Origin of the sequence: Parvibaculum indicum, from assembly GCF_011762095.1 — a bacterium.
In the GTDB taxonomy this organism is placed as follows: Bacteria; Pseudomonadota; Alphaproteobacteria; order Parvibaculales; family Parvibaculaceae; genus Parvibaculum; species Parvibaculum indicum.
On the sequence record NZ_JAASQO010000006.1, the window covers coordinates 174,136 to 199,127 of the forward strand.

At 60.8% G+C, this 24,992-nt stretch carries 24 protein-coding genes; 20 read left to right on the forward strand and 4 right to left on the reverse strand.

The genetic code is table 11. The features are described 5' to 3' along the window. The 20 genes from tviB to rfbA all read left to right on the forward strand — a co-directional run bounded on the left by tviB (window position 1) and on the right by rfbA (window position 20,102). Window positions 1-1,275, forward strand: coding sequence for a Vi polysaccharide biosynthesis UDP-N-acetylglucosamine C-6 dehydrogenase TviB (gene tviB / locus FHS78_RS09530; RefSeq protein WP_167093561.1), 1,275 nt, complete (start codon window positions 1-3; stop codon window positions 1,273-1,275). Next, window positions 1,275-1,829, forward strand: a complete 555-nt coding sequence (locus tag FHS78_RS09535; RefSeq protein ID WP_167093563.1) for a GNAT family N-acetyltransferase — start codon at window positions 1,275-1,277, stop codon at window positions 1,827-1,829. Before tviB ends, FHS78_RS09535 begins: the two co-directional genes overlap by 1 nt. Beyond that, window positions 1,826-2,587: a WxcM-like domain-containing protein gene (locus tag FHS78_RS09540; RefSeq protein ID WP_167093565.1), complete on the forward strand. Its 762-nt coding sequence runs from the start codon at window positions 1,826-1,828 to the stop codon at window positions 2,585-2,587. Before FHS78_RS09535 ends, FHS78_RS09540 begins: the two co-directional genes overlap by 4 nt. Next, window positions 2,584-3,681, forward strand: coding sequence for a DegT/DnrJ/EryC1/StrS family aminotransferase (locus FHS78_RS09545; RefSeq protein ID WP_167093567.1), 1,098 nt, complete (start codon window positions 2,584-2,586; stop codon window positions 3,679-3,681). Before FHS78_RS09540 ends, FHS78_RS09545 begins: the two co-directional genes overlap by 4 nt. After that, window positions 3,671-4,561 carry a sulfotransferase family protein gene (locus FHS78_RS09550; protein WP_167093569.1) on the forward strand — a complete coding sequence of 297 codons (891 nt, stop codon included), beginning with the start codon at window positions 3,671-3,673 and terminating at the stop codon, window positions 4,559-4,561. The genes FHS78_RS09545 and FHS78_RS09550 overlap by 11 nt, the downstream gene beginning before the upstream one ends. Then, window positions 4,558-6,075 (forward strand): O-antigen translocase, encoded by a 1,518-nt coding sequence (locus FHS78_RS09555; RefSeq protein WP_343041950.1) that lies wholly within the window; start codon window positions 4,558-4,560, stop codon window positions 6,073-6,075. Before FHS78_RS09550 ends, FHS78_RS09555 begins: the two co-directional genes overlap by 4 nt. After that, window positions 6,072-6,218: a hypothetical protein gene (locus tag FHS78_RS09560; RefSeq protein ID WP_167093571.1), complete on the forward strand. Its 147-nt coding sequence runs from the start codon at window positions 6,072-6,074 to the stop codon at window positions 6,216-6,218. Before FHS78_RS09555 ends, FHS78_RS09560 begins: the two co-directional genes overlap by 4 nt. 957 nt (window positions 6,219-7,175) lie before the next feature. Then, the gene (locus FHS78_RS09565; RefSeq protein ID WP_167093573.1) at window positions 7,176-7,424 is read left to right on the forward strand and encodes a hypothetical protein; all 249 of its coding nucleotides are present in this window, start codon (window positions 7,176-7,178) and stop codon (window positions 7,422-7,424) included. Beyond that, the gene (locus FHS78_RS09570; protein ID WP_167093575.1) at window positions 7,417-8,496 is read left to right on the forward strand and encodes a glycosyltransferase family 2 protein; all 1,080 of its coding nucleotides are present in this window, start codon (window positions 7,417-7,419) and stop codon (window positions 8,494-8,496) included. Before FHS78_RS09565 ends, FHS78_RS09570 begins: the two co-directional genes overlap by 8 nt. Before the next feature lie 185 nt (window positions 8,497-8,681). Then, window positions 8,682-9,128 (forward strand): acyltransferase, encoded by a 447-nt coding sequence (locus FHS78_RS19595; protein WP_167093577.1) that lies wholly within the window; start codon window positions 8,682-8,684, stop codon window positions 9,126-9,128. Beyond that, entirely contained in the window at window positions 9,121-10,116 is a 996-nt protein-coding gene (locus FHS78_RS09580) for a glycosyltransferase (RefSeq protein ID WP_167093579.1), read from the forward strand. The genes FHS78_RS19595 and FHS78_RS09580 overlap by 8 nt, the downstream gene beginning before the upstream one ends. A 38-nt stretch (window positions 10,117-10,154) precedes the next feature. Continuing rightward, on the forward strand, window positions 10,155-12,134 hold the full coding sequence (gene asnB / locus FHS78_RS09585; protein WP_167093581.1) for an asparagine synthase (glutamine-hydrolyzing): 1,980 nt from the start codon (window positions 10,155-10,157) through the stop codon (window positions 12,132-12,134). Continuing rightward, window positions 12,134-13,462: a glycosyltransferase gene (locus FHS78_RS09590; protein WP_205305267.1), complete on the forward strand. Its 1,329-nt coding sequence runs from the start codon at window positions 12,134-12,136 to the stop codon at window positions 13,460-13,462. Before asnB ends, FHS78_RS09590 begins: the two co-directional genes overlap by 1 nt. Window positions 13,463-13,501: 39 nt before the next feature. After that, complete coding sequence (locus FHS78_RS09595) at window positions 13,502-14,587, forward strand: NAD-dependent epimerase/dehydratase family protein (RefSeq protein ID WP_167093583.1); 1,086 nt, start codon at window positions 13,502-13,504, stop codon at window positions 14,585-14,587. Then, the gene (locus FHS78_RS09600; RefSeq protein WP_167093585.1) at window positions 14,584-15,498 is read left to right on the forward strand and encodes a glycosyltransferase family 2 protein; all 915 of its coding nucleotides are present in this window, start codon (window positions 14,584-14,586) and stop codon (window positions 15,496-15,498) included. The genes FHS78_RS09595 and FHS78_RS09600 overlap by 4 nt, the downstream gene beginning before the upstream one ends. 159 nt (window positions 15,499-15,657) lie before the next feature. Then, a complete protein-coding gene (locus FHS78_RS09605; RefSeq protein WP_167093587.1) occupies window positions 15,658-16,728 on the forward strand; it encodes an EpsG family protein in 1,071 nt (356 codons plus the stop codon). Between the two features lie 36 nt (window positions 16,729-16,764). Then, entirely contained in the window at window positions 16,765-17,319 is a 555-nt protein-coding gene (rfbC, locus tag FHS78_RS09610) for a dTDP-4-dehydrorhamnose 3,5-epimerase (protein WP_167093589.1), read from the forward strand. A 10-nt stretch (window positions 17,320-17,329) separates the two neighbouring features. Continuing rightward, window positions 17,330-18,382 (forward strand): dTDP-glucose 4,6-dehydratase, encoded by a 1,053-nt coding sequence (gene rfbB / locus FHS78_RS09615; protein WP_167093591.1) that lies wholly within the window; start codon window positions 17,330-17,332, stop codon window positions 18,380-18,382. After that, window positions 18,379-19,233 carry a dTDP-4-dehydrorhamnose reductase gene (gene rfbD, locus FHS78_RS09620; RefSeq protein ID WP_167093593.1) on the forward strand — a complete coding sequence of 285 codons (855 nt, stop codon included), beginning with the start codon at window positions 18,379-18,381 and terminating at the stop codon, window positions 19,231-19,233. The genes rfbB and rfbD overlap by 4 nt, the downstream gene beginning before the upstream one ends. Beyond that, window positions 19,230-20,102, forward strand: a complete 873-nt coding sequence (gene rfbA / locus FHS78_RS09625; protein WP_167093595.1) for a glucose-1-phosphate thymidylyltransferase RfbA — start codon at window positions 19,230-19,232, stop codon at window positions 20,100-20,102. Before rfbD ends, rfbA begins: the two co-directional genes overlap by 4 nt. A gap of 403 nt (window positions 20,103-20,505) precedes the next feature. On the opposite strand, the gene FHS78_RS09630 is transcribed toward rfbA, so the two are convergent. From FHS78_RS09630 to FHS78_RS09645, 4 genes are all read right to left on the reverse strand, one after another. Next, window positions 20,506-21,825 carry a UDP-glucose dehydrogenase family protein gene (locus FHS78_RS09630; RefSeq protein ID WP_167093597.1) on the reverse strand — a complete coding sequence of 440 codons (1,320 nt, stop codon included), beginning with the start codon at window positions 21,823-21,825 and terminating at the stop codon, window positions 20,506-20,508. A gap of 205 nt (window positions 21,826-22,030) precedes the next feature. After that, the gene (gene galU / locus FHS78_RS09635) at window positions 22,031-22,921 is read right to left on the reverse strand and encodes a UTP--glucose-1-phosphate uridylyltransferase GalU (protein ID WP_167093599.1); all 891 of its coding nucleotides are present in this window, start codon (window positions 22,919-22,921) and stop codon (window positions 22,031-22,033) included. 154 nt (window positions 22,922-23,075) lie between these two features. After that, complete coding sequence (locus tag FHS78_RS09640) at window positions 23,076-23,936, reverse strand: LysR family transcriptional regulator (RefSeq protein WP_167093601.1); 861 nt, start codon at window positions 23,934-23,936, stop codon at window positions 23,076-23,078. 3 nt (window positions 23,937-23,939) lie between these two features. Further along, window positions 23,940-24,956, reverse strand: coding sequence for an NAD(P)-dependent oxidoreductase (locus FHS78_RS09645; RefSeq protein ID WP_167093603.1), 1,017 nt, complete (start codon window positions 24,954-24,956; stop codon window positions 23,940-23,942). Window positions 24,957-24,992 lie beyond the last annotated feature (36 nt).

Genomic DNA, 24,992 nt, shown 5'->3' on the forward strand with positions numbered 1-24,992 from the left:
ATGGCTCTGTCTCACGACACCATCGCCGTCATCGGCCTTGGCTATGTCGGACTGCCGCTGGCGGTCGAATTCGGCAAGCAGCGAGCCGTCATCGGCTTTGACATCAACGCAGCCCGCATCGCCGAACTGCGCGCGGGCAGCGACCAGACGCGCGAGGTCTCGCCAGATGAGCTGGCCGAGGCGCGACACCTGACCCTGACAGCGGACCCTGGCGATCTGGCTGCTGCCACGATTTTCATCGTCACCGTCCCCACGCCGATCGACGCGCACAAGCGGCCCGATCTGACCCCGCTCATCAAGGCATCCGAGACCGTGGGGCGTGCGCTTAAGAGGGGCGACACCGTCATTTACGAAAGCACAGTCTATCCCGGTGCAACGGAGGAGGATTGCGTGCCTGTCCTCGAACGCGGCTCGGGTCTGATCTACAACGTCGATTTTTTCTGTGGCTACAGCCCCGAACGGATCAACCCCGGAGATAAGACACACCGGCTGACCACGATCCGTAAGGTCACGTCCGGCTCCACCCCCGAGGTCGCCGAGATGGTCGATGCCCTCTATGCCGGTATAATTACCGCCGGCACCTACAAGGCCGAAAGTATCCGCGTGGCCGAGGCAGCCAAGGTGATCGAGAACACGCAACGCGATCTCAACATTGCCTTGGTCAACGAACTTGCCATCATTTTCAACCGCATGGGCCTTGATACCGACGCGGTGCTGCGCGCGGCGGGGACCAAGTGGAACTTCCTCCCCTTCCGGCCCGGCCTTGTCGGTGGTCACTGCATCGGCGTGGACCCCTATTACCTCACCCACAAGGCCGAGGCTCTGGGGTATCATCCGCAGGTGATCCTTGCCGGACGGCGGATCAATGACGGGATGGGCGCCTACGTGGCGGGCCAGATGGTCAAGGCCATGCTGAAACGGCGCATCCAGGTGGATGGCGCGCGGGTGCTGGTGCTGGGGCTGACCTTCAAGGAAAACTGCCCCGACCTGCGCAACACCCGCGTCGTTGATGTGGTGGCGGAGCTGCGAGATTATGGCGTGCAGGTGGATGTGCACGACCCTTGGGTCGATTCGGAAGAGGCCCGCGCCAATTACGCGCTGGATCTGGTGGCCAACCCCGAGGCCGGCACCTATGACGGCATCGTTTTGGCAGTCGCGCATGACGCGTTCTGCGACAAGGGCAGTGAGGTGCTGCGCCGCTATGGCCGGGACGCCGCCGTATTCTGTGACCTGAAAAGCGTCTTCGCGCCGCTAGACAGCGATCTGAGGCTGTGATGGTTTCCGAGACCCTAGCCCGGGTCGAGGGCCCGAACCTAACGCTGCGCTTGATCCAGCCCGAGGATGCGGAATATGTCCACGGCCTGCGCACCGACCCGGCCTACAACCGCCATTTGTCCGAGGTGCGTGGCACGGTCGAGGACCAGCGCCGCTGGATCGAAGCCTACAAGGCGCGCGAGGCCGCGCTGAGCGAGCTGTACTACGTGATCGAACGCAAGGACGGCACTCGCTGCGGCGTGGTGCGCCTCTATGACATTGTGACCGACAGCTTTATCTGGGGCAGCTGGATCCTCGATCAGAACAAGACGCCGAAGGCGGCGCTGGAAAGTGCGGTGCTATCCTTCGGCATCGGTTTCGACGGTCTTGAACGATCCTTGGCGTATGTCGATGTACGGATCAGCAACGCGAAGGCCTATGCGTTCTACGTTAGATTTGGCATGACCGAGATCTGCCGTGACGACCGCGACATCTGTTTTACCTACCCGCGTCAGCGCTTTGAAGCCGACCACGCCGGATATTTGGCAATCCTTGAAGGGGGGGCTGAGGGATGATCGATAACACCCTGGATTGCATTATCCCGGATAGCGCGAAAATTGCGGAAGGGGTGACACTCGGCCCTAGGGTCGTCCTTGCCGGAGACGGAGTTGTGCTGGGACAAAATGCACGCATCGACGCGGCTGCCGTGATCGGTGCTGAGGTGACAATCGGACAGGGGGCATGGGTCAAGGCAGGCGCGGTCGTTCTTCGGTCTGTTCCGCCAAACGCCATCGTCGAAGGAAATCCCGCCCAAGTCGCAGGCTATCTTGACGGCGATGGCGCATGGCGGAAGCCAGATCCGAAACATGTCGATTTTCACAGCTTCAAACATTTGGCGCGTCCCTCCAAAGTCGAACTGGGTGTTGGCGCTTCCACACTGTTTCTTATGCGGCGCATCACCGATGCGCGGGGGGCGCTGACTGTCGGCGAAGTACCGAACGAGGTGCCGTTTTCTCCTGTCCGCTACTTTGTGGTGTTCGATGTTCCTTCGATGGAGCTTCGGGGTGAACACGCCCACAAGCAGTGCCAGCAATTCCTGATATGCCTGCACGGTTCCTGTCGTGTGCTGCTCGATGATGGCTATAATCGCTGCGAGGTCACCCTCGACAGTCCGGACATGGGGGTGTTCATGCCGGCAATGATCTGGGGCACGCAGTATCGCTACAGCTCGGACGCGGTTCTGCTGGTTTTCGCCTCCCGGACATATGAGCCGGACGACTATCTTAGAACCTACGACGATTTTCTCGCAGAGCTCGAAGGGCGCAAGGCATGACTATCCCCTTCCTAGACCTTGGCGCGGCCTATCGCGAACTCAAGACGGAGATTGATGCCGCGATCCATCGCGTTCTCGACTCGGGCTGGTACATCCTCGGCCCCGAGGTCGAAGCTTTCGAGGCAGAGTGGGCGGCCTATTGCGAGGCGGATCATGCAGTGGGGGTCGCCAATGGTCTGGACGCGCTGATCCTTGCACTCCGTTCGCTGGATGTAGGCCCGGGCGACGAGGTAATCGTACCCTCGAACACCTACATCGCCACGTGGCTTGCTGTGACGGCAGTGGGCGCGAGGCCAATACCAGTCGAGCCCGATCCGGCCACCCACAACATCGACCCGACTGGCATCGCGGAGATGATCACTCCGTCAACGAAGGTCATCCTACCTGTTCACCTCTACGGCCAGCCAACCGATCTTGACCCGATCCTCGCGCTTGCGCGCAGCCGCGGGATCGCGGTGGTCGAGGATGCCGCCCAGGCCCATGGTGCGTGCTACAAAGGGCGGCGCATCGGTGCGCATGGCGATGTGGTTTGCTGGAGCTTCTATCCCGGCAAGAACCTCGGCGCGTTGGGGGATGGCGGGGCGGTGACGACCAATCGAGCCGATCTGTCCGACCGCATCCGCGTACTGCGCAACTATGGCAGCCGAGTGAAATACGTAAACGAGGTCCAGGGCGAGAACTCGCGCCTCGACCCGATCCAGGCAGCGGTGCTGCGGGCCAAGCTGCCCCACCTCGACGCCTGGACCGAGCGACGGCTTGCGATCGCCGAGGCATATGCGGACGGCCTCGCGGGTCTCGGTCTCATCCTGCCGAATGTGCCGAACTGGGCCGACCCCGCCTGGCACCTCTATGTGGTGCGCACCAAGAACCGTGCGGCGCTTCAGAAGCGTCTCGCCGCAGTCGGCGTCGGTACGCTGATCCACTACCCGATCCCTCCGCACATGCAGGCGGCTTATGCCGATCTCGGCCTTGCGCCCGAAGCTCTGCCGATCGCTCGCGACCTCGCCGAGGAAGTGCTGAGCCTGCCGATAGGACCGCAACTCGACCTGCCGGCGGCGCAGAAGGTCATTGCCGGACTAGTCGATGCCCTCTGATTATCTCTGCAACCTTGTCGTGCCCGGCGCAGCTAAGAGCGGCACCTCGTCGCTGCACGACTATCTCGGCGCACATCCGATGATAGCCATGAGCGCAGAGAAGGAACCGCACCATTTTTGTCGCGACGACCGCTATGCCCGCGGCGCCCAGGCCCACAACGCCTTGTTCACTTCAGTCCCTAGACTTCGCTACTATGGCGAAAGTTCCACCGGCTACCTGCCGTGGCCGGTCGCGGCCCAGCGTGTCGCGCACGACCTCGACGATCCGAAGGCGCTCATCGTGCTGCGGCATCCGGTTGCGCGCACGTTCTCTCACTACCGCTGGCGTTACCGCCTTGGCCTGGAGCGCCGCAGCTTCCTCGAAGCGCTGCACGCCGACGGATTCGGCTACGACCCCGACCGACCGGACCGGTTCGGCTACATGGCGTATCTCGAATTCTCGCAATATGCTCGCCAAGTCGAAGCCTGGGAGGTTGCGCTGGGCGCCTCCAACTGCCTGCTGATCTCCGCCGGAGATCTCCAATCCGACCATGCCAGCACGATGGCGCGCTGCTTCGGTTTTCTCGGCCTTCCCCCGCTCGAGGACGTTGCTGCTCGCCCGGACGGTGCGCCTCGCAGCAACGTGACCGCCGTGCAGGGGCGCCGTCCACCCAAGGCGATGGCCGCGCTGGCGCGTGTCCTGCCGAAGGGGCTCAAGGATATGAGGCTCTACAAGAGCCTCAAGCTGGGGGCGCTCCGCGTCGGCGCGCCGGTGCCACCGGCCATGATGACAGATGAAGAGCGCACCTTCGTCGAAACCGCGCTCGCCGACGACATCGCCTGGTTCGAGGCCAAGTTCGGGGCTCGCAACGGAGTGTCGAAAGAGATGGTCGACACGTGACCGAAACTCCTGCCCACAGCTACCGCACCCTCCTGCGCTCGTCCTCGATCATGGGCGCGGCCTCTATGCTCAACATCCTGTCGGGCCTGGTCAAGATGAAGGTCGCTGCCCTTCTGCTCGGCCCCGCCGGCGTCGGCCTGATCGGGATTTACCAGAACCTGATGCAAACCGCTTCGACCGTCTCGGCGCTCGGGTTCAACAATATCGGCACCCGCCAGGTGGCCTCGGCCAGTGCTGCCGGCGAAGACGACGCCCTCCTGCTAGTGCGTCAGGCGCTGCTGTGGGGGACAGTCGGACTGGCGCTCATTGGCGCCGGCGTCGTCTGGCTCACCAGCCCGTGGATCGCGCGCCGCATCCTCGACGATCCGGGCGCTGCGGGCGACGTCGCCTGGCTCGGGCTCGGTGTCGCGCTGACCGTCGCGGCCGGGTCGCAGACCGCCTATCTCACCGGGCTCAGGCGGATCGGCGACGTCGCGCGGGTGAACGTGCTGTCCGGCGTGGCCGCCGCCACGTTGGGCATTCTCGCGATCTGGCTCTGGGGCCACCCCGGCGTGCTAGTGTTGGTGCTGATGGTGCCGACCACCGGCTTTCTCGCCGGGCACTGGTTCGTGTCGCGGCTCGAACAGCCGGCGGGCCGCCAGCCGACCGCCGCTGAACTCGCGGGCGAATGGCGCAAACTGGCCCTGCTCGGCGCCGCTTTTATGTTGAGCGCGCTGGCTATGACGGTCGCGCAGCTCGCCGTGCGCAGCCTCGTGCAGCACCGGCTCGGCGTTGACGCGCTCGGGCAGTTCCAAGCCTCGTGGTCAATCGGGATGATCTATCTCACCTTGATCCTCGGCGCGATGGCTACCGACTATTACCCGAGGCTCGCCGGCGCCATCGCCGACCACGCGAGCGCCGCCCGGATCGTCAACGAACAGACCGAGGTCGCTCTCCTGCTGATCGGTCCGGTGCTGCTGGCGATGCTGTCGCTCGCACCCTGGGTAATCCATCTGCTCTATTCCGCCGAGTTCGCGACCGCGTCCGGCATCCTGCGCTGGCAGATTCTGGGCGACATCCTCAAGGTCGTGACCTGGCCGCTCGGCTTCGTCGTCTTGTCGATGGGTGCGGGGCGAGTCTTCATCCTGAGTCAGTCGCTGGGCGCCCTGGCTATGGTCGGGGTCACCTGGGCCGCCCTGCCGCTGATGGGCGTCACCGCCACCGGCGTGGCCTTCATCGCGATGTATGCAGTAATCCTGCCGATCAATTTCGTCGCCGCGCGGGTCTGGCTCGCGTTCCGCTGGACGCCCACAGTGCTGATCCAAGTCTGTGTCCTCACGCTGGCCGCCGTCCTCGTGACCGTTCTCGCCCGCCGCTCCGATATGCTCGCAGCCGCCGTGGGTGTCCCGCTGTCGCTCGGCTTCGGGATCCACGCCCTGACGCGGCTCGCGAAGATGGCAGGCCTTGGCGGCAGGGTCGGCAAGATCGCCGAAGCGAGCAACCGGTTCTTCAAGCGCATCGGACTGGTCAGATGACCGACCGCCCTTCCCCCGACACCCGCCCGCGCGTCACTCTCGGGGTGTTCGTCTTCCACCAGGAGGCGATCGTCTGCCAGGCGATCGAGAACGCCTTCGCCCAGACCTATGCGTGGCTCGATATCATACTGTCCGACGATTAGTCGAACGAAGGGACCTTCGCGATCATGCAGCAAATGACGGATGCAAACCGTGGGCCGCGCAAGGTCATCGCACGGCGCAACGATTTCAACCTCGGCACCGCGCTGCACGTACAGTCGGCGTTCAGCGCCTCGTCCGGCCGGCTGTTCGTGATCGCGGCCGGCGACGACGTCTCGACGCCCGACTGGCTAACCCGAGGGCGCGGTGCATTCCGGTCGCGAAAGTTTCTGCCACGGCCAGAAACTCACGCGGCTTCCGGCAAAACCCTACCACTTCTTCGATTGCCTTCTAGAAGGTTACTCCCGTGCCTACTGGCTTCCCGCGGCCCAACGTGCGCCTATACGCGTGGGGTTTTCGAGCATTTCGGCCCGTTGAGCGGCGGCAGCATCATCAAGGATAATCCGTTGCGGCTTCGCGCTGCGCTGATCGGTGAGTTTGTCGCCTGCGATCAACTGCTGGTGGCCAGCGCATGCGCGACGACAATACCGGCCCGGCTACACGAGCGCGTTGCCGGCGGCGCTGAAACCGGTTCATCCAGAGCAAGGCGACCGCGTTCCGGACGATGCAGAAGGACCTCGCCAACGGCACGGCAGAGATCGACCCAGCTTTGCAGCAGAGGATTGAGCGGCGCCCGCGCTGCTGTTCGACGAACAAACCGAGGTCGCGCTCCTTCTCTGTGCTCCGGTCCTCGTTGCGACGTTGGGCTGCGCGCCCTATGCGATCCGCCTGCTCTATTCGGCCGGGTTCGAGCCGGCGGTCGAAATCCTGCGCTGGCTACTCCTCGGCGACCTGCTCGGGGTGATGGGCTGGCCTTTGGGCTTCGTCATCCTCATCGCGGGGGCGGGCAAGACCTTTGTCCTGACCGATTCGCTAGGGATCGGCGTCATAGTCTTGGGCGTCTGGGTCGGCCTGCCGATGCTTGGGGTCACGGGACCGGAGTGGCGTTTTTGGCGCTTTACATGGCCTATCTGCCCCTCGTCTGGTGGTTCGGAGGCCGCATCGGTTTTGCGTGGAGCCGGGCGGTCAAGGTGCAGGCGCTGTCGGTGGAGGCAGCGGCGCGGCAATCGGATCTGGGTGGGGCTGCGGCGGGCCTGGTTCTGGGCGGTGCGCTCGGGCTCTGGTCACTGGTGCAGCTTGCGTCTCGAACGACAGCGGGCGGTAAGCTCGGTCGGATTGCGACTGTGGGAGAGAGGGAAAAGGATGGATAACACCGAAATCCTGAAGACATACGGCAACATCGGCTTGCCCGATGGGACAGAGAATCGCCCCCTCGTGACCTTTGTGGTCTTTGCCTACAATCAAGAGAAATACATCTGCGAGGCGGTAGAGGGCGCGTTTGCCCAGCGATATTCGCCGCTCGAGATCATCCTGTCGGACGATTGTTCCAGCGACCGCACCTTCGAGATAATGGAGGAAATGGCGGAGGCATATAAGGGGCCGCACAAAGTCAGAGTGAGGCGGAACGCTTTTAACCTTGGAACAGCTTTGCACGTGCAGTCAGCGTTTGTGGTCTCTACGGGAAAGCTGTTTGTCGTCGCTGCTGGCGATGATATCTCGATTGACAATCGCGTGTCGGTTCTGGTTGATGCTTGGGTCTCCGCCGGTAGCCCTGAAGGTGCAGTCCATTCTGGGCGTGAGCTCTTCCGCAATGATCAGACCATCAAGACCGTGCCAGCCAACCACCACCGCTATTCCGATATTGTGTTGGACGGCTATGCGCACGGCTATTGGCTGCCCGCTGCGGCACCGACTTGCGCCTATACACGGGGTGTGTTTGAGCGCTTTGCCCCATTGATCGGGGGCTCGATCATCGAAGACGCGCCGTTGCAGCTGAGAGCGGCCTTGCTGGGCACGTTACTCCCATGCGACGAAGCACTCGTGCGCACACGCTTGCATGATGACAATTCCGGCACTGGATATGACATCAGCCAACCCGCCCGTTGGAATCGTTTCATTCAGAGCAAGGTCATCGCGTTCCGCACAATGCAAAGAGACCTTGCAAACTGGCAAGGGCAGATTGATCCAGCTCTGCGTCAGCGGATTGAACGTCAGGTCCTCGCCGTCCTGCATTCAACTTCGGGGCTAATGCTACCCGAAACACGCTCTGTTGGCCCGCTCGAACGGAGCCTTCTCGCATTGCGAATGGCGACGGCGCTCGCAGTCGCAAGCAATCTTCGGCTGCGCGTCGAATATGCACTGAGTTTTTTAGGGTTCGAGGCTCATGTGCGCCTCAAGAACTACATTCGGCAGCTATCAAAACCAAAAACCACGCAGTTCTGACACAGAGCGGTGTGCTGATTTGTCGTGCCGTGACAATAATGGCCTAGTGATCGATCTCTCAAACCATTGTCTTTGAATGCCTGAAAAAATAACACATCTGACTTCCAGTGTACGCGACGGGTGTTTGTTTATGACGTTTTTGACAATACCGACACCGGGCGCCCCGAACTCCAGTAGGTGCTAGAATGATTAGGAAAATCCGACACATTCTTCTTCAACTGAAGGGCAGGTATACCTTCGGCAAGAAGGTCGGGATTTTAGGAGATTTCACTGTCGTGAATCCCCAAAAAGTGACCATTGGCAACCATTGCGGGGTTAACCACGGCGTCTTCATTCTCGGTCATCACAAGGTGGAAATCGGCTCCTATGTGGTGCTGTCCGCGCGGTGCATGCTAATCGATACTGGCCTCGATAAGCATGAGTTCCTCGAAAAGGACTTTCCGAAGCACTTGGACGGCCCGATCCGGATCGAAGACGGAGTATGGATCGGGGCCGGGGCTATCATACTTGCGGGAGTAACTGTTGGCCGAAAAGCCATAATTGGGGCCGGGGCCGTCGTGACCCGCGATGTGCCACCATATTCGATTGCAGCGGGCAACCCGGCGAAGGTCATAGGTCGGACCGATGCCTGATCCGGTCTCCGTTGTCGTCACATGTTACAACCTCGAACGCTTCATCGGCGAGGCGATCCGTTCGGTTCGAGAGCAGGACTACGAGGGCGAAATTCAAATTGTCGTGATCGATGATTGTTCCACAGATCGGAGCCTCAAGATTCTGGCCGACACACCCGGCATTGAGATCGTGCAGCATATTGAGAACGGCGGGGTCATGCGGGCAATGATCTCGGGGTTGCGCGTAGCGCGGCACGACATGGTTTTTTTTCTCGACGGCGACGATGTCTGGCACCATAGAAAACTGTCGTGTTGCATGGCGCAGGTAACTGCCGAGACGAAACTTTGCACCCACGATTTATGGTACTTAGACAGCAATGGAAAACAAATCCCGCGACGGAGCCGGGTCGGCGAAGTGTTAGGTCTGGCGGAACCGCTTGACCGCAGCGGTCTGATCGAGAAAGGCCTCCTCGAACACGGTGATTACGTTTGGCTGGGCAGCGCTTTCGGCGTGTCACGGTCGCGAGGCGACGTTGACGCGTTCATAGCGTTCTGCGAGCAGCGGGACTACCTCGACACATGCTATCAGGATTGGCCCCTGGCGGTTTGGGTGGCGCTCGAGCCGGGCGGTGGGATGGCGTTTGCCGAGGAGAAGCTGTTCGGCTACCGGCTTCACGGCAACAACTACAGTGGCGCGAGCCAGACACTCGAGAAGTTGCGGCGAAACCTTGGCAAGTCGCGCGACACCTTCCGGCTAATCGAAGAGATGGTCATTGAGAAAGGTGGATCACAGGCTGTCGCTCGGACCTATCAGCAGGTAACGGCGCATTACGACCTCCGTCTCGCCTCTACGGAGCCTGGACGAGGACGCCTGATTGGTCACCTTCTGCGGAACGTCCCAGCGCTCCGGGCGGACCGTGAAAGTGTGCTTCTCCTGTTACGGGCCGCCCTGACGTTGATCCTCGGCCCCCAGCGCGCGCACTGGGTTGTGGAACGCCGGACGAAATGACTAGCAGCCGTAGAACGTGTATCGAGGAAGCGAATTGAATGTGTGGGTTGGCTGGGATACTCGATGGAAACAGGTCCAACGACACGCTGCGATCACGCATCGGTCCTATGATTTCCGCGCTCGAACACCGGGGGCCAGACGATGAGGCGGTCTGGGTTAAGGACGGGGTCGCGCTTGCGCACCGGCGGCTGTCAATCATCGAACTTTCCAAGGCTGGAGCGCAGCCTATGGTATCCGCCTGCGGGCGATACGTTCTCGTCTACAACGGTGAGATCTACAATCACCTCGACCTGCGCGAAAGGCTTGCGGCTGAGGGCGCCGCGCCCGAATGGCGCGGCCATTCCGACACAGAGACGCTTTTGGCCGGGATCGCACATTGGGGTCTCGATGAGACCCTGCGCAGGTCCTACGGCATGTTCGCGCTCGCCCTTTTCGATAAGCGCGAGCGGCGTCTTTCGCTGGCGCGCGACCGGATGGGAGAAAAACCGCTCTACTGGGGCTGGGCCGGCCGGGCGCTTGTGTTCGGCTCGGAGCTGAAGGCGATCCGTAAACACCACGACGCCACGAGGGAGATTTGCCGTGAGGCGTTGGCCCTGTATCTCCGCTTCGCCTACGTGCCCGCGCCGCGCAGCATTCATCCTGGGATCTTCAAGCTCGAGCCGGGCGCGATTCTGGAAACCCCGATGTCTTTCCCCGCGACCGCGCCGGAGCAGGTGTTGCGGCCCGGCGATCGTCACGGCGAGCTTACGATGCGCCGGTACTGGTCGATCGAGGACGCCTTGGCTGCAGGCGCGGCGCGGCGGTTTGCCGACGACGCGGACGTGACACCTGAGATCGAACGGACCCTCGGCGATGCCGTCGAACGGCAGATGCTGTCCGATGTGCCGCTTGGCGCCTTTCTGTCGGGCGGAATCGACAGTTCGCTGATTGTCGCCCTGATGCAGCAGCGTTCGGCGCGCCCGATCAAAACCTTCACCGTTAGGGTGGAAAACGCCGCTTACAACGAAGCGCCACACGCGGCCGCGGTTTCTGCCCATCTCGGCACCGACCACACCGAGGTGATGGTCACCGAGGCCGAGGCGCAGCAGGTCATCCCGCGGCTACCAACCCTCTACGACGAACCGTTTGCCGACAGTTCGCAGATCCCGACGTTCTTGGTGAGCAAGATCGCGCAGTCGCACTTGGCCGTCGCGCTATCGGGGGATGCCGGCGACGAACTGTTCTGCGGTTACGACCGATATTTCTGGGGCGGCAGGATCTGGAGCCGCCTTGCCTGGATGCCCTACCCGGCGCGAGCCCGGCTGGGCGCGTCCATCGGCGCGGTCCCGGTCGCGGCCTGGGACCGCGCCGGGGCACTCCTGAAGCTCCGCGGTAGCCGCCATGCCGGCATTGGCGACAAGGTGCATCGGCTTGCGGTCCGGATGCAACGGGTGCGCACGCTCGATGACCTCTACCGAAGCCTGGTCACAGAATGGCCGGACGGCACGTTGGTGCCCGACGTCGGCGCATGCCTCGACAGCCGGCTGAACGACCCGGTGCCCGAGGCGCTTGCCGATGACCCGGTTGGACGGATGATGTTGCAGGACATGCGAACCTACCTGCCCGGCGATATCCTTTGCAAGGTGGACCGGGCGGCGATGGGCGTCGGCCTCGAAACGCGGGTGCCGTTTCTCGACCCCGAGGTGATCGATATAGCCGCACGTTTGCCGGTGTCGATGCGCGCGCGCGACGGGCGCGGCAAATGGGCGCTGCGACAGGTGCTCTACAAGCACGTGCCTCGGGAGATCATCGACCGCCCCAAGTCGGGGTTCGGGATCCCGATCGGCGCCTGGCTGCGGGGGCCGATGCGGGAGTGGGCCGAGACGCTTTTGGCGCCGGGAGCACTTGCCCGAGCGGGCTACCTCGAGCCGGCGCCGATCCGTGATGCGTGGCGCGAGCATCTGTGCGGGCAGCGGGACTGGACCAACAGGCTCTGGATCGTGCTCATGTTCCAGGCGTGGCTGGAGGATATGCGGTGATGCTCGAAACAGTTGCTAAGGTCGAGCGTCCCGAAGTCGGAGCTGACGCAAGCTTGCCCCCCACGCTCTATCTGTCGCGCACCGGCATGCTCGAACCGCTCGGGCAGAGCCAGGTGCTCGCCTATCTGCGCGGGTTGTCGTCAGACCATGCCGTCACGCTAATTAGCTTCGAGCGCGACGCTGACCTAGCCAACCGTGCTCACCTCGCCCAGATCGAGGCTATCTGCTCCGCGCATGGGATCCGCTGGGTGCGTCTGCGTTACCGGAGCCGACCGCGGCTCCTAGCCTCGGCTTGGAATCTCGGCGCGCTTTTCTGGCATAGCTGGCGTGAGGCGCGGCGTCGCAAGGTACGACTGATCCACGCGCGCTCCTACATCCCTGCCGCGGCTGCTTGGGCGGTTTCACGGCTGACAGGCATACCCTATGTCTTTGATATGCGCTCACTTTGGCCTGAAGAACTCATTACCTCGCACCGGCTCCGCCGCGGTTCTTGGCTGCACGGAGTGATTTTCCGGGCAGAAAGACGTCTGCTCGCCGATGCTGGCATTGTCGTTTCGTTGACCCGAGCGGGGGCGCGTTATCTTTGCGACGTACATCCTGGTGCGCTCACAGATGAAAGGCTTCGGGTGATCCCCACCTGTGCCGATCTCGACCGATTTCGCCCCGCGCCCGACACGCGCGAAGGTGGACCGCTCATTGGATGCCACGGCTCGCTTACCAGTGGCTGGTTCCGGGTAGATCTGCTGGCAACGATGTTCGACCTGATCGCCGAGCGCCTGCCGAGCGCCCGATTCGAGATCATCACCCGCGAGGATCCCGCGGAGGTGCTCCGGGCCCTCGATACGTCGCGGGACCGCGCCGCCTCCAGCGGGGCTGGCGACGTGACCCCCGGCAGAGCCCCCAACTGGCGTTCCGGACTATCAATTAGTGCGGCCAAGGCCTCCAACATCCATGAACGGCTGCAACGGCAGGATCTATCGATGTTATTCTACGCCTCAGGTGCGGCTTCAGAACTCGGACGTTCCCCGACCCGGATGGGCGAGGTGCTTGGCTGCGGCGTGCCGGTTGTTACCAACGATGGGATCGGCGACGTGACCGAGATCGTGCGTGGTGGCGGAGTCGGCATTGTAATTGATAGTGAGGATCCCCCGGCGCTGGTCCAGGCCGCCGACGAGGCAGTTGCGCTTCTGCAAGACCCGAAAGTGGTCAGGCGCTGCCGGCAGGTGGCTGAAGAAAACTACTCGCTTGAAGCGGGGATCGATGGCTACCGCGAGATTTACCGCAGGCTTAGTTCGGCCGATGACCAGAGCGGTCGTGTGCCCAATTGAATAGTTAGCTTAAATGATGTGAAAGACTGGAGTAGAGCATTGTTGAATGTACTCATTACGGGAGGGGCCGGGTTCATCGGCAAGCGCCTTGCGCTATCGTTGAGCGGCGCCGGCCACGGCGTTGCCGTGTTCGACAATCTCCAACCACAGGTGCATCCAGACCCAGAGGGCACGGTTCAAGAACTTAGACAGGCTGGGGTAAGGTTCACCGTGGGCAACGTACTGGACGGCGCTGCGCTTACCGAGGCAATTACGGCCGCAGATGCGGACATGATCGTCCACCTCGCCGCCGAGACCGGCACGGGCCAATCCTACGAGCTGCCGACGCATTACTGCGACGTTAACGTCACGGGCACTGCACGGCTGATTGAAGCTATCCGCGCGGCGCGGAACAAGGGCACCGAAGTACGTCGTGTGCTGCTCGCCGGGTCACGCGCGGTGTACGGTGAAGGTGCCTGCCGCGATGCAATCGGGCGCGAGATCACCGCAGTACCGCGTCTATCGGCCGACCTCGCCGCTGGCGATTTCGCCCCAAAGGACACCCGCGGCTGTCGGCTCGATCCAGTACCCAGCCGCGCCAGTACCACCGTTCCGGCCCCTGCTTCTATCTACGCCTCAACCAAGCTCATGCAGGAATATCTGCTGCGCCAAGGTCTCGAGCAATCCGGGGTAGAAGCCGCAATCCTACGTCTGCAAAACGTCTACGGAGTCGGCCAGTCGCTGTATAATCCCTACACAGGCGTGTTATCGATCTTCGCCCAGCAACTACTTGACGGACAAACCCTGAACATCTACGAAGACGGCGAGATCACGCGCGACTTCGTCTATGTCACCGACGTTGTCGCGGCCTTTCATCGCCTGTGTGAGCTCGCCGACGTACCGAACGAGACATTGGATATCGGCTCCGGTCAAGGTGCTACTATTTTCAATGTTGCCTGCATGATGATTGCTGAGCTTGGCCTCGATAAAGATCGCCTCAAGATCAGCGGTCAATTCCGCCCCGGAGATATCCGCTTTGCTGTGGCCGACATCTCCGCCGCAGAACGGGTCCTCGGCTGGACCCCAAAAGTCAGCCTGAGCGACGGCATCGGCGCGCTGGTAAATTGGGCGCGCGAAACGGCATGACAAATTCGGTTTCCATCGCAATATCGGCGTTCCGGTCCGATGCCGCGATCATCTCACTTCTTGAAGAGATATTCACCGATCCGCACCCAGAAGTAGGTACGGTCATCGTAGTCGACTCGCTAGGCAGCGGTATAATCGCGGAGATCGCTGCTGCCAAAAAATGGCAGCTACACTATGAAAACGCGAATACCAATCTTGGCTCGGCCGGCAACCTTGCGCGGCGTATGAAACTCGCCGCAGAAACCGGGGCTGAGTGGTGTCTGTGTCTCAATCACGACGCCAACTGGGACGCCGCCAGATTATCAGCACTGTTGTCAGCGGCGCGTTCTCGCCCGCGAGTGGGCGCAGTCTATCCCGTGCTGGACCACAGCCCTCGCGAACCTCGCTGGGAGGATGGTCGGCGGCATTTCAGGCCATCAGCTGGAACTAGGATGTATGAGATCCCTAAGGACCATCCGACTGCAGAAGTTCTCTGGAGTAGCTCGAATTGTGCACTGTACTCTACAGCACCCATTTCAGAAAATATTTACATTATGCCTGCGCTATGGATGGGCTACGAAGACTTAGCATACGGAATTGCCCTTCGCAAAGCGGGTTGGCTTCAACTTTCTTGCCGCTCGGCTCGATTGACACAAGTATTTGATTATGCCCCCCGTAAGCTTCTTGGCCGCACTTTTTACATTCCAGACAAACCAGTATGGTACTCTTATTACAACATTCGCAATCTTGTATTGATATGGCGCCAGTACGGGTCTGACGGGCTATCTCTAAAAACGATTCTATGGAAGTTGATACAATCAACTATTCGAACACTATTATTTGAGCACGATAAATTTACGCGACTCAAATTGCTATATTTAGGGGTAAAAGCAGGAATTAGGGGCGAAACCGGCAAGGGTCTTTATCCATGATGAATATTTTGGATATCAAATATATTCATATTCCAGAAGCTTACATCCTGCAGGATCGCATTATTGGTCTAAGTACTCAACCGGAATTAGTTCAGTTGTTTTGGTCCACTGGTTGGTGATTGTCTTGCGAGATTTGGAAGGTGGCAACGGGGGCCCCTAATGTTTTATCTCAGTTTGACCACCTCTCTTTTTTTTCTGAGATACGTGCTTGCTGGGCGCGATGGCGCTCGTGTCCAGATCTACTACCCTGTTCTCTTCGGTCTCTTTCTGCTCTCAGCGTTTCGGTATCAGGTTGGCTGCGACTGGTCGGGATATTATTTCCAATATGCTAGAGCGGCCGATTTCGACTGGTCCACCCTCACAAGCATTCGGGAACCCGTGTGGTGGGGCATTCTTGCATGGATCAATACCACCGGTTTGCCCTACCCGGTCGCAAACGTCGTTTCGAGCGCGGTCTTTTTTGTCGGAGTTCATGTCCTTGCGCGTCGGCAGCCTGACCCCCTCGGCTTTCTCGTATTGCTGTTCCCGATCCTGATCGTCAACATGCCTATGTCAGGCATTCGGCAGGGCGCGGCCATCGGGCTGCTTTGCGTCGCGTTCACCTCGTTCATCGACCGACGCCCGCTACGATTTGCGCTCTGGGTTGTACTGGCGGCCGGATTTCATGCCAGCGCTCTCATCTTTATGTTGCTCTTGCCCGTCGCGACAGGCCGCTACACGCGCGGAAGATTGGCTCTTTCCGCGATCCTCGCGCTTCCCGGCGCCTATTTCCTTGGTTTGAGCGCGGCCGCCGAGTTGGCGGCCAGCCGCTACGTCGACAGCGGAATCGACGCTGCTGGCGCCGCCTTTCGGGTTGGTGTTCTGGGTCTGTCCGCGTTGTATTTCTTCCTTTTTGTGCGCCGTAAATGGCTATCCGCATGGCCGAAAGATTACAGCCTTGCCAGTATCGGTGCGATCGGGATGGCGCTGGCGTTCCTTCTCGTTCCTATCTCGACCGTGATCGGAGACAGGTTCGGTTACTATCTCATTCCGATCCAGACCTTGATCTTTGCCCGCCTTCCCTATCTACCTTTCCGCAAGAATGCTGAGCTGCATTCTGCGCTTCCATATCTTGGCTTACTGCTTCTGTTTGCAGTCTGGTCGCAACTTTCCTGGCACTTTCAGCAATGTTACGTCCCCTACCAGACGTGGATTTTCGGATTTCCTGGCGGTGATCCGGTCGGGTTTTGACATTCGGGTCGGCAACAAGGAAAGGAATTGCCGCAGATGAAGATTCACGAAACCCGCTTGAACGGTGTGTTGGTTATCGAACCGAAACGCCACAGCGACCACCGTGGCTTTTTCGCAGAAACCTACAGCCAGCGGGCTTATGCAGCGCTGGGTATTGATGCCAGTTTTGTGCAGGATAACCACTCGCTGTCAGCGGCTGTGGGCACCGTGCGGGGCCTGCATTTTCAGGCACCGCCGCATGCGCAGGCCAAAATGGTCCGCTGTGGCCGGGGCGCGATTTTTGATGTGGCGGTCGATATTCGGCACGGCAGCCCCACCTATGGGCACTGGGCGGGCTATACGCTCAGCGCAGAAAATGGCGCGCAGCTGTATATTCCGGTGGGCTTTGCCCATGGCTTTGCCACGCTCGAGCCTGACAGCGAGATTATCTACAAATGTAGCGATTATTACGCCCCCGAAACCGAGGGCGCGCTGCGCTGGGATGACCCGAATATCGGCATCGATTGGCCCATCACTGGCAGGGCGGCGTTGAGCGAGAAAGACGCCATCGCACAGCTCCTAGCCGATTTTGACAGCCCATTCACCTTATGAAGGATAACAGATGAAGCTACTGGTTACAGGCGGAGCGGGGTTTATCGGCTCGGCCGTGGTGCGGCTGGCGGTGGAGCGCGGGTATCAGGTGGTGAACCTTGATGCGCTGACCTATGCCGCAAATCTGGCCAATGTGGAGCCGGTGGCGGATAGCCCGCTTTACGCCTTTGTGCAGGCCGATATTCGCGATCGCGGGGCGCTGGATGCGGCCTTTGCCGCGCATCGGCCGGATATCGTGCTGCATCTGGCGGCGGAATCCCATGTCGATCGCTCCATCGATGGGCCCGCCGATTTTATCGACACCAATATCACCGGCACGTTCAACATGCTGGAAGCGGCGCGAAAATACTGGCAGGCGGCGGGGCGGCCGGATGGGTTTCGCTTTCACCATGTCTCGACAGACGAGGTGTTTGGCTCGCTGCCCGCAGACCCGGCTGTGCAGTTCACCGAGGCCACGGCCTACGACCCGCGCAGCCCTTATTCGGCCTCGAAAGCCGCGTCAGACCATCTGGTGCGCGCCTGGTTCGAGACATACGGCCTGCCGGTTGTGCTGAGCAATTGTTCAAATAATTACGGGCCCTACCACTTCCCAGAAAAGCTGATCCCGGTGGTTATTCTGAACGCGCTGGCGGGGCGGCCGCTGCCAATTTACGGCGATGGCAGCAATATCCGCGATTGGCTTTATGTCGAAGATCACGCCGATGCGTTGCTTTTGGTAGCCACCAAGGGCGCGATGGGGCGCAGCTATAACATCGGCGGCGAGAACGAGCGCACAAACCTGCAGTTGGTGCGCACGATCTGCACCATACTCGACCGTTTGCGCCCGCGGGGCAGTGGCGCCTATGCCGATCTGATCACCTTTGTTGCTGATCGGCCCGGTCATGATGCGCGCTATGCGATCAACCCTTCGCGCATTCGCGATGAATTGGGCTGGCGCCTCAGCGTGACGGTGGAAGAGGGGCTGGAACGGACCGTGCGCTGGTATTTGGATAACGAGGCATGGTGGCGCCCGCTGTTGGCCCGGCAGGGTGTGGGCCAGCGGCTGGGCAAAGGCGCGCCATGAACGATGTACTGGTCTTTGGCAGAACGGGCCAGGTGGCGCGCGAGCTGCAGCACTTGGCGCCGGTGCTGGCCTTGGGGCGTGATGCGGCCGATCTGGCGCAGCCCGGCGCCTGCGCTGCAGCTATATACGCCCACCATCCCCGCGCCGTGATCAATGCCGCTGCCTACACCGCTGTCGACCGCGCAGAAGGGGAAGAGGGGCTTGCCACCACCATCAACGGCACGGCGCCCGCTGAAATTGCTGCCGCTTGTGCTGCGCTGAACGTCCCCCTAGTGCATATCTCCACCGATTACGTTTTTCCCGGCAGCGGCCAGGCCCCTTGGGCGCCAGATGATGCCGCAGCCCCCGCCAATGCCTATGGCCGCAGCAAATGGGCGAGCGAGCAGGGCATTCGCGCCAGGGGCGCCACCCATGCCATTTTGCGCACCTCTTGGGTCTTTTCCGCCCATGGCAATAACTTTGTCAAAACCATGCTGCGCCTGTCAGACACCTGCGATGAGATCAGCGTGGTCGAGGACCAAATCGGCGGCCCCACGCCCGCGCGTGCCATTGCGGCGGCGTGCCTGTCCATCGCGCAGCAGCTGCAGGACGCGCCAGATAAAACCGGTACCTATCATTTAAGCGGCGCGCCCGATGCCAGCTGGTACAGCTTTGCCCGCGAAATAATCACAGCCGCGGGCCGGCCAACCCGTGTGCGCGGCATTCCTACCAGCGCCTATCCCACGCCTGCCGCGCGCCCGCTGAACAGCCGCCTCGATTGCATCGCCACCACCGCCACATTCGGCCTGCCCCGTCCAGATTGGCACGCAGGCCTAAAGGAATGTTTGACAGAGTTAGGGGTAATCACATGACACAGCGCAAAGGCATTATTCTGGCAGGCGGCTCTGGTACGCGGCTTTACCCCGTCACTATGGGTGTCTCGAAACAGCTGCTGCCGATCTATGACAAGCCGATGGTCTATTACCCGCTGACGGTGCTGATGTTGGCTGGCATTCGCGAGATCATGATCATCACCACCCCCCATGACCAAGAGCAGTTCATCCGTACCCTAGGCGACGGCAGCCAATGGGGCATCTCTCTGGAATACAAGGTGCAGCCCAGCCCCGATGGGCTGGCGCAGGCCTTTATTCTGGCAGAAGACTTTCTGGCGGGCGCCCCGGCGGCGATGGTGCTGGGCGATAATATCTTCTTCGGCCATGGGCTGTCGGACCTTTTGCAAGAGGCCGGCAAAAACACCACAGGCGCCACTGTCTTTGGCTACCGCGTCTCCGACCCTGAGCGCTATGGCGTGGTGGATTTCGATTCAAGCGGTACGGTAAAAAGCATCATCGAAAAGCCGCCCGTGCCACCCTCGAACTATGCCGTCACGGGACTTTACTTTGTCGATGGCACAGCGCCCGCGCGCGCTCGCGCCGTGCGCCCTTCGGCCCGCGGCGAGCTGGAGATCACGACACTCTTGGAAAGTTACCTACAGGACGGAACGCTGATGGTCAAAAAAATGGGCCGCGGCTTTGCTTGGCTTGACACAGGTACACATGCGTCTCTTCTGGACGCTGGTAACTTTGTACGTACACTGACCGAACGTCAGGGTCAGCAAGTAGGCTCTCCTGACGAGGTGGCTTTTGAAATGGGTTGGATTGGCGAAGACCAGCTTCGAGCGCGCTCTCTGCAGTTCGGAAAAAACGACTACGGTGCTTATCTAAGTCAGCTTGGCGGGTAGGAGATTCTGGCGGGTCGGCGCATTGGGACGAAAGGTTGGACGTTTGGCAAGGCACATGCGGGGCCTTGCGAAGTGGCTCCGCGGTTTTATTCAACGGCCAATTGATGGGCTAGCTTTTGAACAAGGCAATCATGGCCCGCACGGCTTGTTCTCACTAGGCTGATGACAGATGCGTGAAGATTTGCTTCGCGGGTTGATTTTTGCCGGGACCCGTTCTCCGAACATCCGCTTCTCCCGCTGACCAACTAGCTGCTACGGATCGATTAGTTTCGAATTCTGTGGCTCAAAGTGTTGCGTCAAGCAAGCAACCCTTCAGGGTGAGAACATGCGTACGTTGTGTCAATTCTTGATGCAAAAACTGTCCGGATGTCCGGAAGATCATGTCGGTTGGGAAGTGTTTTATCTATCGGAGAGTCCGCGGCCGACCGACGGAATAGTAGGCGAAGCCTGAATCTTCCATCTCCGTGCGGCTGTAGATGTTACGTAAGTCGATCAGTATACGTTGTTTCATGAGCTTTGATAGGTGACCGAAATCGAGTGCGCGATACTGGTTCCATTCCGTCACGATCACTGCAGCGTCGGCATCTTGGGCGGCCTCGTAGGGGGTTTCCGTGTAGAGGACGGTATCGGGCAGCAGGCGCTTTGCTTCTTCGATGCCTTGCGGGTCGTGTGCACGGACTGTCGCCCCTTTTCTGAGCAGCTCCGGCACGATAGCCAAGGAGGGCGCATCTCGCATATCGTCTGTTTCGGGTTTGAAGGTCAGGCCGAACACTGCAATCGTTTTGTCCTTGACCGAGCCGCCGCATGCCTCTTCGATTTTTTCGACCATGCGGAGCTTGCGGGCTTCGTTCACACTCACCACAGATTCAACAATTCGTGTCGGTGCGCCATGCTGCTCTGCTGTCCGGACAAGGGCGAGCGTGTCCTTGGGGAAGCACGAGCCTCCATACCCCGGACCGGCATGCAGGAATTTTGAGCCGATGCGCTTGTCCAGCCCAATTCCGCGGGCAACATCCTGCACATTGGCGCCTGTCTTCTCGCAGATATCCGCGATTTCGTTGATGAAGGTGATCTTGGTGGCAAGGAAGGCGTTGGCCGCGTATTTGGTGAGTTCGGCAGTTCGGCGGTTTGTGAAAACGATAGGCGTCTCGTTCAGGAACAGGGGGCGGTAAAGAGAGCGAAGCACGTCGCGGGCTCGCTCGTCTTCCACGCCAATCACAACACGGTCAGGTCTCTTGAAGTCGTCGATGGCCGCCCCCTCTCTTAGGAATTCAGGATTGGAAGCAACGGCGTAATCTGCTTCGGGGACCGTCTTTCGGATTATCGCTTCGACTTCATCTGCGGTTCCCACAGGGACTGTAGATTTTGTCACAACTACGGTAAAGCCAGTTAGAGCCCTACCGATCTCTTCTGCGGCGGCATAGACATAGGAGAGGTCGGCATGCCCGTCGCCCCGGCGCGTCGGGGTGCCAACGGCGATGAAGACGGCGTCCGCTTCGGCGACCGCCTCGGCAAGGTTGGTGGTGAAGATGAGACGATTGGCGAACCTGTTGCCATTCACGAGTACATCAAGCCCGGGTTCATAAATCGGGATTTCTCCACGCTCGAGCATGGCGATCTTCTCAGGGTCTTTATCGACGCAGACGACGGTGTGACCGAAGTCCGCGAAACAGGCCCCGGAGACAAGGCCAACATAGCCTGTTCCAATCATAGCGACGCGCATACGGAGCTTCCTTCAGGATTGTTGCTTGGGACGGGAACTTGACGACACCCTTTTTGCCAAGACATTGCTAAAAACTCCAGCACTGTCTTGGTTCTCGATATCAGCCATCACCGGAGCGAAGTGGACTTCAGTCGAAGATGGATCTGTCCCACGGTTTCAGCGCCTTCGCCGAGTAATATCGAGGTCATTTCAAGGTCTGAACGGGTTACTTTTCCGCAAAGCTCTGAAGGATCGGCTTGAATGCCGGGGCGATGTCGTCGCGATCCAGCGCATAGGCCAGGTTGGCTGCGAGATAGCCGACCTTGTCGCCGCAGTCATAGGTTGTGCCCTTGAAGCGATAGGCGAAGAAATCCTGTTCTTTCAGAAGGGCGATCATGCTGTCGGTGAGCTGGATCTCACCGCCGGCGCCGGGCTTTTGTTTTTCCAGCTTGTCGAAGATTTCCGGCTGCAGGATGTAGCGGCCTGAAATGATGAGGTTGGAGGGCGCGTCTTCCAGTTTCGGCTTCTCGACCATGCCGATGATGCGATGCGTGTCTTCGTCGTAGCTCTCGCCGAGCGCCAGAATGCCGTAGCGGTCCACATGACTTTCCGGAACTTCTTCCGTGGCGACAATGTTCCCGCCACGGGCATTATAGGTCTCGATCATCTGAGCCAGCGCGCCCGGGCGCCCATGGATCAGCATGTCGGGAAGCGTCACCGCGAAGGGTTCGTCGCCCACAAGTTCGCGCGCGCACCAGACAGCGTGGCCCAGGCCCAGCGGTTCCTGCTGCCGGACGAAGCTTGCGCCGCCCGCGACGGGCCGGCTGCCTTCCAGCATCTCGAACGCCGCCGTCTTGCCCCGAGCCTTCAGCGTCGCTTCGAGTTCGTAGGCCATGTCGAAATGGTCTTCGATGGCGCCCTTACCGCGTCCCGTTACGAAGACGAAATGTTCGATGCCCGCTTCGATGGCCTCTTCCACCGCATACTGAATGACCGGCTTGTCGACCACGGTCAGCATTTCCTTGGGAATGACCTTGGTGGCGGGCAAAAAGCGTGTGCCGAGCCCGGCGACGGGCAGAACCACTTTGCGGACTTTGCGGGGAGAGGAATTGTTCATTGCGTGTTTAAACCTGCAGCACTCGAGGTGTGAACGGCCGAATGTTACTCGATCCTGACAGACCGGGCCCAAAAGTTTTGGCACTTATAGCGAGGGCGGACAAGAGCCGGTGCAGGCGCAAACGCCGTCATCCAAACCGCAAAGCGGAGGATGATTATGCCCGATGCGTGAGGAAGTCGACGAAGCCTTCGGTCCGATCGGGTGCCATATCGGAGATACGCCGGACCGCGTAATAGGTTTTCTCGAGTTTGCGCCCCGACAAGGCAAGAGCGACCAGGTGGCCCGACGAAAGTTCGTCGCGTACTACGCTGGTCCCGACCACGGAGATTCCCGCGCCCGCCTTCACCGCCTCCTTGACCGCCGCCGTGCTGCCGAGTGTTTCATCGACTTCAAGGTCATTGCCCAGCGACTTCAGCGCCGCGCGCAGGATGCGCCCGGTTCCGGTGCCGCTTTCGCCACCGATCATGCGCTCATTGAGCAGCTGGCGGGGCGTGATGCGCGCGTGTTTTGCGAGGGGGTGGGAGGGGGCGACGATTGCCACCAGCGGATCCCGGTACCATGGCGTTGCCATATAGCCGGGGCGGTCGTCCCACCATTCGGTCAGCGCAATGTCGGATCGGCCGTCTTCGACACGCTCGATCGCTTGCGGATTGCGGCCGATCCAGATGTCCAGCGGGACCGTGCCACAGGTCTGGCGGTAATCCTGCGCCAGCGGCTGAAGGATATAGGTGCCGATATTGCTTGCGGCGGCTATCCGGCAGCTCAGGCCGGAGAGTGCCTTGCGGGCGTCGGAGGCCAGCGCCAGCATGCGTCGGGCAATCGGGACGAGGGTGTGACCTTCAAGCGTCGGGCCGCCCGATCCGCCCCGCTCGATCAGCGGGGTGCCCAGTTCGTCTTCCAGCGCGCGCAGCTGATGAGACAAGGTCGGTTGCGGGCGGCCAAGCTTTGCCGCCGCCCCGCCGATGCTGCCGGTGTCGATCACGGCCAGAAATGCTTCCAGATGCTTGAGGTTCATCGCCTAGACCGCCTCTGCCGATGCCGGGCCGATAGCGCCATCGGGCGTTTCGCCGCGAAAGAACTGGGCGAGGTGGCGGACGGCCGCTTTCGTGATGTCGCGCCGGACCTCGTCGACGGCGGAGCCGAGATGCGGGGTGAAAACGGTCCGGTCCGTCGCATCGAGCAGGTCTCTTGGAATGGAGCGCGGGCGGTCGGGAAGACGCCAGTCTTCCATCGCAAATACATCGGCGGCGTACCCGGCGAGCCGGCCGGATTTAAGCGCATCGCCGATGGCGAGTTCGTCGGCGACCGATCCGCGTGCCGGATTGATCAGATAGGTTCCTGGCTGCATCTTCGCGATGGCATCCCGGTCGATCAGGTGATGCGTTTCCTGAACGAGCGGAAGGGCGAGGATGACGATGCGGCTTTCGCTCAGCAATTCGTCGAGGGAGATGCCCTCGAAGGTACCCCATGGATCGATCCGGGCCCGGTCGACCTGCCGGTCATGGAAAATGACATTCGCCTCGCAGGCGAGCAGTCGCTTTGCAATGGCCCGGCCGAGGCCCCCCATGCCGACGATGCCGACCGGTGTGCCGGCAAGGCCGAGCCCATAGAAATGCGGTCGCCAGCCTTCAAAGTTGCCGGAACGCACATAGCGGTCTGCCGGCAGCATATGACGTGTGAGCGCGATGATCGCACCGAGCGTCAGATCCGCAGTCGGTCCCTGCAGGAGGTCCGGCACATGCGCGACGGTGACGCCGCGTCGGATGCAGGCGTCGATATCGAAATTGTCGTACCCCCGTACGGCGCAAGAGACTGTTTTCAGGTTCGGCATCTCCCGCAGTAATGCGTCGTCGACCATGTCGGTCATGAAGGCGAGCAGGCCGTCCGCATCGGCGCCGCGCTCGAGGATGTCTTCGCGGGACCAGGGCGTGGTGCGGTCCCGATTGGCGATGCAGATCGCGAACTCCTCGATCTCGGCCAGAATGTCGTCGTGAATCCAGTTAGTAATGACGATTTTCGGTTTGTTCCAGGTCATGTTTTTCCGGATGCGTTTGGTCGACGGGGAGTTCAC